Annotated in this window: 8 protein-coding genes and 2 pseudogenes; 9 read left to right on the top strand and 1 reads right to left on the bottom strand. The window is 63.3% G+C overall.

The features are described 5' to 3' along the window. Positions 1–153, top strand: a pseudogene (locus X742_RS1000000175765) (capsular biosynthesis protein CpsI); the annotation flags it as partial. 212 nt (positions 154–365) lie between these two features. Here the strand turns inward: X742_RS1000000175765 and tssH are convergent. After that, positions 366–3,193 (bottom strand): annotated as a pseudogene (tssH, locus tag X742_RS01000000170210) (type VI secretion system ATPase TssH). Between the two features lie 332 nt (positions 3,194–3,525). Here tssH and tssA point away from each other — a divergent pair. The 8 genes from tssA to tagH are packed head-to-tail and all read left to right on the top strand — an operon-like array spanning position 3,526 to position 12,408. Next, positions 3,526–4,698: a type VI secretion system protein TssA gene (gene tssA, locus X742_RS152500; protein WP_023772875.1), complete on the top strand. Its 1,173-nt coding sequence runs from the start codon at positions 3,526–3,528 to the stop codon at positions 4,696–4,698. Positions 4,699–4,704: 6 nt separating this feature from the next. After that, a complete protein-coding gene (gene tssB / locus X742_RS152505) occupies positions 4,705–5,244 on the top strand; it encodes a type VI secretion system contractile sheath small subunit (protein WP_023772874.1) in 540 nt (179 codons plus the stop codon). A gap of 3 nt (positions 5,245–5,247) precedes the next feature. Next, complete coding sequence (gene tssC / locus X742_RS152510; RefSeq protein WP_023772873.1) at positions 5,248–6,753, top strand: type VI secretion system contractile sheath large subunit; 1,506 nt, start codon at positions 5,248–5,250, stop codon at positions 6,751–6,753. 48 nt (positions 6,754–6,801) lie between these two features. Further along, positions 6,802–7,257 carry an Hcp family type VI secretion system effector gene (locus tag X742_RS152515; RefSeq protein ID WP_023767750.1) on the top strand — a complete coding sequence of 152 codons (456 nt, stop codon included), beginning with the start codon at positions 6,802–6,804 and terminating at the stop codon, positions 7,255–7,257. Then, positions 7,244–7,999, top strand: coding sequence for a type VI secretion system baseplate subunit TssE (gene tssE / locus X742_RS152520; RefSeq protein ID WP_023772872.1), 756 nt, complete (start codon positions 7,244–7,246; stop codon positions 7,997–7,999). The genes X742_RS152515 and tssE overlap by 14 nt, the downstream gene beginning before the upstream one ends. Position 8,000: 1 nt before the next feature. After that, positions 8,001–9,875, top strand: coding sequence for a type VI secretion system baseplate subunit TssF (gene tssF / locus X742_RS152525; protein ID WP_023772871.1), 1,875 nt, complete (start codon positions 8,001–8,003; stop codon positions 9,873–9,875). Further along, positions 9,839–10,942, top strand: coding sequence for a type VI secretion system baseplate subunit TssG (gene tssG / locus X742_RS152530; protein ID WP_023772870.1), 1,104 nt, complete (start codon positions 9,839–9,841; stop codon positions 10,940–10,942). The genes tssF and tssG overlap by 37 nt, the downstream gene beginning before the upstream one ends. Next, positions 10,939–12,408 carry a type VI secretion system-associated FHA domain protein TagH gene (gene tagH, locus X742_RS152535; protein WP_023772869.1) on the top strand — a complete coding sequence of 490 codons (1,470 nt, stop codon included), beginning with the start codon at positions 10,939–10,941 and terminating at the stop codon, positions 12,406–12,408. Before tssG ends, tagH begins: the two co-directional genes overlap by 4 nt. The last annotated feature ends 2 nt before the right edge of the window (positions 12,409–12,410 follow it).

Genomic DNA, 12,410 nt, shown 5'->3' with positions numbered 1-12,410 from the left:
GTGATCGAGCTGCTGCCGCTGCAGGCCGGCGACGTGCCCGACACCTTCGCCGACACTTCGGCGCTGCAGGCGGCCGTCGGCTATCGCCCCCGCACCTCCGTCACCGAGGGGGTAGGGCGGTTCGTCGAGTGGTACCAGGATTTCTACAGCTGACGAGTCGGGGCTGCTCGGTCCGGGCCGCGGCCGACGATTTGAGAGCGAGCGTAACCAAAGCCACGCGCGGATCAGGTGTCGTGGCAGGTAAGGATACCGTCATTCTCTAACCGATTGCGTCGTACGAATTCACCGCCACCGGCCGCTCCCGGGCTAGTCGGCTCAGCTTGCCTACGCACGAAGAAGCCGAAACAAATCGTCATCAACATTCCTTACTCGAAGGAATAGGTGAAGCCCTCCTTGGAGGCGCCGACGGTTACCTTTGTCATTTTTTCGCCATCGAGCGAGCGGTTCAGCACGTTGCGGCTCAATTCCGGCAGCAGCGTGTTGGTCAGGATGGCATCGATCATCCGCCCGCCGGATTCGATCTCGGTGCAACGGGCCTTGACCAAATCCATGACACCATCGCCGATCACCAATTCCGCGTCGTTGGTTGCCCGCAGCCGGCGAGCGATCTTGGCGAACTGGTGACGGGTGATCGATTCGATCATCGAATCCGAGAGCGGGTAATAAGGAATGGTCACCACCCGGCCGAGGAAGGCTGCAGGGAAGACTTTCAACAGCGGACCGCGCAAGGCGATGTCCAGGTCGTCAAGCCCGGCCCGTAGTGTGCCATTCCTTGTCCGATCCATGATGACTTCGGAGCCGACATTCGAGGTGAGCAGGATCAGCGTGTTCTTGAAATCGATCCGCCGGCCCTCGCTGTCATCCATCATCCCCTTGTCGAAAACCTGGAAGAAGATTTCGTGCACGTCGGGATGCGCCTTCTCGACCTCGTCGAGAAGGATCACCGAATAGGGTTTTCTGCGCACGGCCTCGGTCAGGATGCCGCCCTTGCCGTAACCGACATAGCCGGGCGGCGCGCCTTTGAGCGTCGAGACGGTATGCGCCTCCTGGAACTCGGACATGTTGATCGAGATCAGGTTCTGCTCGCCGCCATAGANGCCAGCGCGGTCTCGGTCTTGCCGACGCCCGAGGGGCCGCAGAGCAGGAAGACGCCGACCGGCTTTTCCGGCGCGCCGAGCCCGGCGCGGCTGGTCTGCACGCGTTTGGCGATCATCTCCATGGCGTGATCCTGGCCGACGACCCGCTCCGAAAGCGTGGTGGCGAGCTTGAGCGCCTTTTCGGTCTGGCTGGACAGCATCCGTCCCGTCGGGATACCAGTCCAGTCCTGGACCACGGCCGCCACCGCATTACGATCGACGGACGGCAGTATCAGCGGTGTCTCGCCCTGAGCGGCGGCAAGCTCACGCATGAGTTCGCGCAGACGCGCCAGGTCGGCCGCCGGATCCGACGGCGCAGGACCGGCAACCACTGGCACCTCGACCTTGGCTTTGGCCGCCTTGGTCTTCGTGGTTTCGGGCTTGGGCTCAGTCTTGGGTGGCTCAGTCTTGGGTGGCTCGGCCTTGGGTGGCTCGGCCTTGGGTACCTTGGTCTTTTCTGCGTCCGCCGCTGCCGTTTCGGTATCGGCCTCCGCAGCCGTCGCCGCATCGAGCGGCACGCCCTCGCCGCGCAGCCTGGCGCGCAATTCGAGGATCTCGGCAACCAGTGCCTTTTCACGATCCCAACGTTGCTGCGCCGCAGCCAGAGTGACCGCGCTTTCGGCAAGCCCGGTCTCGACGCGCGCCTGCCGATCGGTCACCTCAATGCCGATCGCGGCCTCGCGGCCGATGATGCCGCGCTCGACCTCCAGCGCCTGGCGGCGGCGCATGATGTCCTCGACCTCGGCCGGCGTGGCGTGCTGCGAAATGGCGACACGGGCGCAAGCGGTGTCGAGAAGGCTCACCGCCTTGTCGGGCAGTTGGCGCGCCGGGATGTAGCGATGCGACAAGCCGACCGCCGCCTCGACCGCCTCATCCAGTATCTGCACCTTGTGGTGCTGCTCCAGAACGCCGGCGACGCCGCGCAACATGAGAACGGCCACCGCCTCCGAAGGCTCGTCGATCTTGACCACCTGGAAACGGCGGGTCAGGGCTGGGTCTTTCTCGATGTGCTGCTTGTATTCAGCCCAGGTCGTTGCGGCGATCGTACGCAGTTCGCCGCGCGCCAGCGCAGGCTTCAAGAGATTGGCCGCGTCGCCGGTTCCAGCAGCGCCGCCTGCGCCGATCAAGGTGTGGGCCTCATCGATGAACAGGATGACCGGGGTTTCGGAAGACTGTACCTCATCGATGACGGCCTTCAGCCGCTTTTCGAACTCGCCCTTCACGCTTGCACCCGCCTGCATCAATCCGACATCGAGCATGCGCACACTGACGCCTTGCAGTGTGGGCGGCACGTCGTCCGCTGCAATACGCAAGGCAAAGCCCTCGACGACCGCGGTCTTGCCAACCCCGGCCTCACCGGTCAGGATCGGGTTGTTCTGCCGGCGTCGCATCAGGATATCGACGATTTGCCGGATCTCCGGATCGCGGCCGACGACCGGATCGATCTTGCCGTCGCGGGCGCGTTGGGTCAGGTCGGTGGCGTATTTGGCCAGCGCGGAATCCCGGCCCGGACCGCGCTTCATCGGCGTCTCAGTGGCGGGAGCGGCCGGCGGGGCACCGGATTCAAGCGAACCTTCGGTGACGTCGGCGAAGCGGGAAACCACGCCATCGGCATCGATCTTGTCAAACTCGGCGCTGATCTTGGACACCAGGCCTTCCAGCACTGGCGTCTTCAGGCAGGCAAGCAGGACATGAGCGCTGCGCACCTCCTCGACGCTGAATTCCAGCGTCGCGAGGTTCCAACCTTCCTGAATGGCATGAAAGATATGGTCTGAGAATTCCTCGATCGATGTCGCGCCATAGGGCAGCTTGTCGACTGCGCGGGTCAGGTCGGCCGTTATGCGGCTGGCATCCACCCCGGCGTCGGCGATTATCATCTGCACGTCCGAGCGTTCGGACAGCACCAGCTGTTCGATGAAATGAACGAGCTCAACATAGGGATTGCCGCGCAGCTTGGCCGCATCGGCTGCCGCCTTGAAGGCTCGCTGACAGAGAGAATCCAGCTTGCCGACCAGTTCCTTGCGCTTGAAGCTCTGCGATGACCGGCGCTGTTCCATCGAACCTGTTCTCAAGATCTGCGGCCATACCCTGCCATATAAGGCGCCACTTGACAAAGCGTGTGACGGATAAGGCGCTTGGATATGTGCCGGCGGCACCTCCCGGTTACAAAAGTCTTGCATACCGGTGCAACAAACACCGGATTGCCACCCGGGCTATGCGACGCATTTCACATTGCGGGTCCGGCAACCGCGCCATGGGTGCAGGCGGAGAAGAACGTTCGGGTTCACCTTCCGTTAGTTTTGAGCCAGGTGCTCAATTGTGATAGAGTAAGACCGTGTGATAACGTAGCGTAACATGGCGATCTCAGGGCCGCTTGCTGGGGGTAAGGGTGATTGATCTCGCACTCTGGCTGAATCCTATCGACGGTGAAAATCCGTCAGGGGAGGATTTGCGCAACGACCCGGCTTTTCATGAGCTAGAGCGCCTGACCGAGCCCGAGGTCAAGGTCGTCCACGACGGCAACAACAAGCCCACGTCGCAAAGCACGATTCCGGTCGACTGGTCCGCGGTGCTGGCTAAGGCGGCGGACTTACGCGCGCATGGCCGGGACCTGCGACTGCTCGTCATCGTCACACGTGCGCTAGCCAATGAAGGCGGCCTGGCCGGACTCGCGCAGGGTCTGACGCTCATCGCCCAGACCTTCGATCAGCATTGGGAAACCATGCATCCGGCACTGCGGCCAAACGCTTCGCCCCGCGATGCCGCCTTGCGCCGCATCAACGCGCTGCTCGACCTGCAGAATGGCCAGGACGGGTTGTTAGCGAACCTGCGCCAGATGATTTTCTTTACGCCGCGCTCGATCGGGTCGATCAGCGGACGCGACCTGGAACAAAGCGCGCTCGACGACCGTGTCATGCTCCAGGAAGCCGCCTCGGGCTTAAACACGGCGGAAAAGGCCGCGCTGGCCAGTGCGCACGGACAATTGTTGAACCGGGTACGCGCCGGATGTGCTGCACAGATTGACCAGGCCGGTGCGGAGATGATCTCGCTCGTCGCCGCCGCCCGGGCGGCGATCGCGGCCCTTGACGCGGTCGAAACCGCCCTCAACGCCCGCCTCGAAGGCAGCGGCGCTCCGGTTCCGGACTTAAAGCGGTTTCTGCAGCGTTTGCTGACGACCCTCGAACGGAATTCGGCAGCGGGTGCGGTGGCGAATGGCGCGGCCAAGCCGCCCATTCCGGCAGAACCAGCGACGCGTGCTCGAAACGGTCATGGAGCCGAGACTATGGCAAGTGCGGCAAGCTACACGGACTCGAGCACAGGGCTTCCCGACCGGATCTCCTCGCGCGACGACGTGGTGAAGTGCCTCGATCTGGTCGTCGCCTTCTATGACCGCACCGAACCGTCGAGCCCTATACCGCATCTGGCGCGGCGCGTGCGCCGCATGGTGCATATGGATTTCGTTGAACTGATGGAAGATCTCGCCCCGTCTGGGCTGAAGGAATTCCGGCTCCTTGCCGGCGTTCCCGATGTCAAGAAGGCGGCTCAGAAAGATGAAAGGTAACAGCACATGCCAGCCGAAAGCAAAGCGAAGGTCATCGAACGAAATCGCGCGCCGCGGGTGCAGATCGCCTACGACGTGGAAACCTACGGTAGCCCGACGACGATCGAATTGCCGTTTGTCATGGCCGTGATGGCCGACCTTTCCGGCGCTTCGCAAACCAAGGAAGCGTCAAAATCGGTGCTGGACCGATCCTTCGTCGAGACCGACGCCAACCGCTTCCCCAAATTCATGGAGGCGCTCGGGCCGCGCGTCAAAGCCCGGGTGAAGAACACGCTGCCGCAAGCCGAAGGCCAGGAGCGCGACGAGGAACTGGCGCTCGATCTGACCTTCACCAAGATGGGCGATTTCGCGCCCGACAGGGTTGCCGAGCAGGTGCCGCAACTGGCCGAGATCCTCAAGATGCGCCGCCAGCTCGAGGAACTGCTTGGCTTCATGGACGGCCGCGTCGACGCCGAAAAACGCATCGCGCAGCTTCTGAACAACGAGCCGCTGCTTGGCAAAATCGCCAGCCAGGCACTGGCCGACGACGACAAGGCAGGGGAGTAAACCATGGCCGAACAGCAAAAGACCGCCGCCGTCGCCGCCGAGGCCGAAGCCATTAACCTCGACGAATTCAGCGGGCTCCTCGAGAAGGACTTCAAGGTCAAGAAGGACGACAGCGAGAAGCTGCAGCAACTCGTGCGAAATCTCGCGCTCGCGGCGCAATCGCGTTCCGATACCACGAGCATCTCATCCAATGCGATCAAGTCAATCAAGTCGCTGATCGCGGGCATCGACAAGATGCTGACGACGCAGGTCAACGAGATCCTGCACGCGCCGGAAGTGCGTGAGATGGAAGGCACATGGCGCGGCCTCTGGTACCTCGTCAACAACACCGAGACGGATCAGAAGCTGAAGATCCGGGTGATGAACATCTCCAAGGAGCAGCTGGCCGACACGCTCGAAGACTATGAAGGCCAGATGTGGGACCAGAGCCCGATCTTCAAGAAAGTCTATACGGATGAGTATTCGATGCTGGGCGGCGAGCCGATCGGCTGTGTGATCGGCGCCTACGAATTCTCCAACCACCCGCGCGATGTCGGTCTGCTGCGCAACATCTCCGGCATCTGCGCCTCAGCGCACACGCCGTTTATCGCAGCGGCCTCGCCGCGCCTGTTCCGCATGGACAGCTGGCAGGAATTGCCCAACCCGCAAGACCTGCAGCAGATCGTCTCCAACCCGGCCTATGCCTCATGGCAGTCGCTGCGCGAGAGCGAGGACGCCCGCTATATCGGTCTGACCATGCCGCGCGTCCTGGCGCGGCTGCCCTATGGCACCGACACCGTTCCGGTGAAGGGCTTCACTTTCGAGGAAGAGGTGGAGGGCGATCACAACAAATATGTCTGGATGAATGCCGCCTTTCCGATGGGCGTCAACATCAACCGCAGCCACAAGCTGTTCGGCTGGGGCACGCAGATCCGCGGCGTCGAGAATGGTGGCACCGTGCTCAATTTGCCGGTCCACAGCTTCCCGACCGATGATGGCTCGATCGCGATGAAATGCCCGACCGAAGTCGCCATCGACGATCGCCGCGAGGCCGAACTGGCTAAGCTCGGCCTGATGCCGATCCTGCACCGGAAGAACACCGATCTGGCGGCCTTCATCGGCGCCCATTCGCTGCAGGACGACGAAACGCGCGCAGGCCGGCTGGTCGACCCCGACGCGCAGTCGAACGAAAGGCTGAGTGCCAACCTGCCCTATCTCTTCCCGGTGTCGCGCTTTGCGCACTACCTCAAGGCCATTGCGCGCGACAAGGTCGGCTCGTTCAAGGAGCGCTCCGACATGCAGATCTGGCTGACCGAGTGGATCAACCGCTATGTGCTGGCCAACCCGGCCTTCGCCGACGACAAGGCGCGCGCCAAGCGCCCGCTTGCCGCGGCCGAAGTCCAGGTCGACAGCGTGGAAGGCCGGCCGGGCTACTACAACGCCCGCTTCTACCTGCGCCCGCATTACCAATTGGAAGGGATCAACGCCTCGCTGCGGCTGGTCTCGGAACTGCCGTCCGTGAAGACCTGATTTGCAGCAACCAGACCTTGTTTTGTTTGAAAGCGGTGGAGAAAGACAATGCCAGTCAAGATTGATGGTTTTCTGAAGGTTCCCGACATCAAAGGGCCCAGCACCCGCGACGGCCACGATGACGAGATCGAAATCCATGGCGTCGACTACAAGATGGTCGCACCTTATGATCCGAATTCGCTGTCACGCCGTGGCCGCGTCTCCATGGGCATGATCAAGTTCATCAAACACTACGACAAATCCTCGCCCTACCTGAAAAAGGCTTTGTTCGAGAACAAGGCCTTGGATGAAGTGGTGTTCTCGGCTCGCCGGACCATCGATGGCGAGACCAAGGATTACCTGGTCGTCACGCTCACCGACGCCTCGATCATGGAATATGACATGTCGCAGGCCGAGGACGAGGCCGATCTGATCCAGGAAGAGGTCAGCTTCGCCTACAAAAAGATAAAATTCGTCTATGACGGCAATGATGAAGCCGAAATGGATGTCTATGTCGGCAAGTGAGATTGGGCGGCCCGGCGCGGGCAAGCAACAGATCGCCGGTGGCTTGCGGGCGAAAAGCGAGGCCGTCCAGCCGTCGCTTTGGGATCGTCTCGTCAATGACCTGCCGGGCCTGACCTCGGAGATAGAGGGGCTGCGCCATGTCCTGCTGGACGAACTTGGCGCGGACCGTCTCGAAACCCTCGTCGCCGGCAATGCGCGGACCATCGATGCCGATGCGGAGCTGACGCCCGATCAGAAACGGCGTCTGCATCGCCTGGCCTTCCAGACCCAGCACCGCGTCGAGATCGAAAGCCGTGGCGTGGTGGTGTCGGCCCGCGTGCTCCGGGAAGCAGTGCGGCGCGACATCGAGGCGCTGTTCAACACCGAGCGCTTCGAGGCCACGCCGCTGCTTTCCGACCTGGAAAACGAGCAGATGGCGGACAATCCGCCGTCGCTCGCCGATTTTCCGGAGGTGCGTCGAAGCGTGGTCAATTACGGCGTGCCTTCCTTCTCGGGTAGGTCGTCCCGCGACTTCGACCGTGACGTGCTGGCGCGCGAAATCCGCTCGGTGCTCGCCACCTTCGAGCCCCGGCTCAAGGAAAGCGCGACGAAAGTTAGCGTCACCCTGGGCGACAAGACCGTGGGCCTGAAGATCGAGATAGACGCCGTGCTGATCATGACGCCCACACCGGAACGCATGCGCCTGCGCACCACGATCAATCTCGACAACGGCTTGGCGCGGACCGAAATTAGGGACGCCTGAGATGGACCGGGTCTTCGTCGAATATTACGAGGAGGAACTGACCCATATCCGCGGCCTTGCGGCGGAATTCGCCGACATGCATCCGGCGGTGGCGCGCAACCTCTCCCTCGATACGGTGCCCTGCCCGGATCCTTATGTCGAACGGCTGCTGGACGGTGTCGCCTTCCTCGCCGCGCGTACCCGACTAAAGGTCGACGCCGAGCGCTCGCGATTTTCGCGCAGCGTGCTCGATGTCCTCTATCCCGATCTCGTCACGCCGGCGCCGGCAACGGCAATGGCGGTGCTGAAACCCGGACAGCAGGTGCAGACCATGCCGACCGGCCACGTCGTCAAGCGCAACACGCGGCTGGTCTCCAGCCTGCAACCCGGCCTGTCAACGCGCTGCACGTTCTCGACCGCACAGGACATGACCTTATGGCCGATAGCGATCACTTCGGTCAGCTATTTTCAGGATCGCAGCGCGCTGGCGGCGGCCGGCATCGGACCGATCGACGGCATCGCCGGCGAGGCGGCGCTGCGCCTCGCGCTGACGCGGACCGGAAAAGGCAAACTCGACGAATTGGCGCTCGACCGGCTCGACCTCTATTTTGCTGGACGCACCAAGGCGCCACTTCTGTTCGACGCCATTTTCGGCTCTTGCGTGGCCATTGGCGCACGACCGGAAGGCAAGACCAACCGGCTGTCGCCCTTGCCGGCACCCGAAATGGTCGGCATTAGCGACGACGAGGCCTTGATGCCGCGCACCCGCCCGACATTCGAAGGTTACCGCCTGCTGCGCGAATACTTCATCATGCCGGAGCGCTTTCACTATGCGCGGGTCATGGGACTGCAACAGGTGGTGCGCAAATGCGAGGCCGGACTGGAGATCATCTTCCTGTTCCGCCGCCGGGTGCCTGAACTCGCCGACCTGACGCCGGCGGATTTCGAGCTTTTCGCGACGCCGATCATCAATCTGTTCGAGCGTGAGTGCAACGTCGTCGAGCTCGATCAGCGCAAGACGCGGCAGGTGCTGCACGCCGACCGCACGCGGGCGCGCGACTTTGAGATCTATCGGGTCCTGCGCGTCGAGGATGCCGACAATGAAGGCAGCGACGCCGAGATACCGGAGCTGTTCAGCCTCGGGCAGAACCGCGGCAGTGGCTGGGTATATTCGACGGAGCGGCGCCCACGCCGGGCAACGGAGGATGAACGGCGTGACGGCCTGACCCGCACATCATACACCGGGGACGACGTTTTCCTGGCCGTATCGCGGCCGCTTGGAAACCCCGCGAACCGGCCGTTGAAGCGTCTCGACATCATGGCGCTTTGCACCAACCGCGACCTGCCGATCCTCGACGACAATCCGACCTTGACGCTGGAGGCCGGTGATCCGGTCGAATCCGTCCGACTGCTCGGCGCGTTGCGTCCACCGCAGCCGGCCATCCCCGCGGCACTGCCCGCCGGAGCCGATGGTGAATCCCGAGCCGACGATCTTGCCTGGCGACTGGTGGCGCAGCTGGCGCTCAATTTCTTGAGCCTTGCCAAGGATGGCCGGGGCGTTGATCCGCTGCATGCGCTGCTCGATCTTTATGCCGATCGGGGCGATCCAAGCCTTGCCCGCAACGTGCATTCGATCGTGCGCATCGACTCGCGGTCGGTCATCGAGCGACTGCAGATCGACGGGCCGATGTGCTTCGGACGTGGCACTGAAGTGACGCTGCATGTCGATCAGTCGGTGCTGGCCGGGCAAAGCACCTTGCTGCTGTCGGCCTTGCTGGCGCGGCTGTTTGCCCGTCATGCCGGAATAAACGGCTTCGTGCGAACCCGCACGCGGCTGCTGCAGAAGCAGGAGGATGTGCCATGGCCGATGACGCCCGGCAATCGCTACCTGATCTAGACAAGACGCCTGATCTAGACAAGACGCCTGATCTAGACAAGGCCGGCCCGGACCGGGCCGAAGGTCTGTCTGAAGGATTCGACTTTTTTGAACTGCTGCGCCGTCTCGAGCAGCGGAGCGGCCTGTTCGGCCATTCCGGACGCCCCGACCGCGAGCCGGCAAGGCTCGGCCAGCATGTGCGGTTGGCCTTTTCCGCGCGGGACCTGGTGCAATTTCGCGAGGCCAGCGACAAGGCACCGGCCCGGGTCACGGTTGCAAATCTCGGTCTGTTGGGACCTGAGGGCCCAATGCCGCTGCATCTGACGCGCTGGGTGCTCGACCGCCTGTCGCAGCGCTGGTTCGGCGGCGCCGATTCACAGCAGACCAGCGACACGACCTTCGTGGACTTCGTCAACATCCTTCAGCACCGCATGATCGCCCTCTACTACCGCGCCTGGGCGGATGCGCATCCGGCGGTCCAGGTCGAGCGCGCGGTCGGCGGCCGCGTTCGCGCCATGCTTGAAGCGATGGCGGGGATCGGGCTTCCCGGAACCCAGAACCCTGATCTCGACACCGTCAAGCTTCGGCAAGCCGCTTCGCTCGCCAGTCAGATCGATGGTCCGGAACGGCTGACGTTGTTCCTAGCGGAAGCCTTCAGGGTGCCGGTTCAAATCAAGGAATTCATCGCCGCCTGGATAACCATTCCGACCGGGCTGCAGACGCGCCTCGCGAAAGCCTATGCGGGGCTTGGCCGGGGAGCGACGATCGGCCCGCGCGTTTTCAACCGCCAAAGCAGGATCGAACTGCGCGTCGGCCCTCTCGGCTTCGACGAGTTCAAGGCGTTCCTGCCGGGAGGCTCGCGCCACAAACTGTTCAAGCAGGCCGTTCGCGACATGGTCGGGGAGACGCTCGATGTCGACCTGCGCATCGTGCTGGCGCGCGAAGCCGTGCCGCCGCCGCGTATCGGCGCGGTCCAGCTCGGCCGGACCGCCTGGCTTGCGCGCCCCGCCGAAAGGGGCGATGCTGACGATCTGCGGCTGCGGACAATTGTCGGATGGCGGCCGGAAATGGCGGGGGTCGCGGCATGAGCCTGCTGCTGACGCTGGAGCAAGGGCCACGCACCCAGGCGGTACGGCAGACCCGGCTGGACGAAGGCGAACTGGTGATCGGCCGCAGCGCCGACGCAGGCTGGCAGATCAACGATCCCGACATGTTCGTTTCCCGCGCCCATTGCAGGATCACGGGCGGGCGAGACGGCTATTTCGTCACCGACACGTCGAGCAGCGGACTGTACATAAACGACTCCGACAGCCCGCTCGGTGCCGGTCAGTCGACGCGCCTTCAAAGCGGCATGCGGTTGAGGCTTGGCGACTATGTCGTCCATGTCGACCTGCAGACGCCAACCGCCCAGGCACCGGCAGCAGCCAGCCAGCCGGTTCCCGAACGCCTGCCGCAGGCATCGCGGGGGCCCATAAGCATCGGCGGTGACGACTTCTTTTCCGCCAAGGTCGAGGAAGAGCCGCGACGGCCACGACCGGCCGATCTGCCCAACCCGTTCGAGCAGCCGGTTGCTGGCGCATTCGAGCGTGCCGCTTCCAGTCAGCGCAGCTCGCCTGCTTTCGATGACCCGTTCAGCCTCGATCCGGTTTCGACGCCTGGGTCGACGGGCGTTGATCCTCATCCCGAAACCGGCAGTGCGGCAAGCTTCGCGGATCCGTTCAGCATCGATCCGGTGCCTTCTCTTAACCGCCCAACTGAAGCCGCCGCCGGAAAGCCGTTCGAATTCAATGATGACTTTGGTTTCGGACCAGCGGCCGCTCCAAGTTCGGCAAACGGCGTCGGCTCGAACGGACAGCGTGAGCGCATCGCCTCACGGCCGCAATCCGCCAATCCCTGGGATCTGCCTGTGCAGGCAGCAGACGCCCCAGCGCGGACGGGCGCTGCCGCAAAACCTGCCCGCCTGCCGGCAGCGGCGCAACTGGGGGACACGGCGCTTCGCTCCGCATTTCTGCGCGGCATGGGTGTCGAGGAAGCCGATTTCCCCGGACGCGACAGCGTGACGGAAATGGAGAAGTTCGGCCGCGAATACCGGCTGATGATGGAAGGCCTGATGCAGCTTCTTCGCAAGCGGGCCGAGGAAAAGGGCAACGCCCGCGTCGCCCAGACCATGGTCGGGGCATCCGAAGTCAATCCGCTCAAGTTCCTGCCGACAGTCGACGACGCCATCGTCACGCTTATCGCCGAGCGCAGCCCCGGATTTCTCGCCGGCGAAGCGGCAATCGCCGACGCGGTTCGCGATCTCGCGCAACACCACGTGCGCGCCTGGCGCGGCGTGCAGGCCGCTTTGCGACGTATGGTCGACCGTTTTGAGCCGGCGGCGATCGAGCAGGAGCTGAAGTCGAATTCGGCGCTCGGCAACCTGCTTGCGGGCGGGCGCAGCGCCAAGCTGTGGGAGCTTTACCAGAAACGCCATCGTGAAATCGCCGAGAGCGCCGAGAAAAGCTTCCTTGGCGAAATCGGCGCTGATTTTCGGGATGCATATGAGGAGGAGTGAGA

The sequence above is a fragment of the Mesorhizobium sp. LNHC229A00 genome (genome assembly GCF_000502415.1).
Lineage (GTDB): Bacteria > Pseudomonadota > Alphaproteobacteria > Rhizobiales > Rhizobiaceae > Mesorhizobium.
Note: the sequence above shows the minus strand (reverse complement) of the source record. Positions and strands in the feature narration are given on the sequence as shown.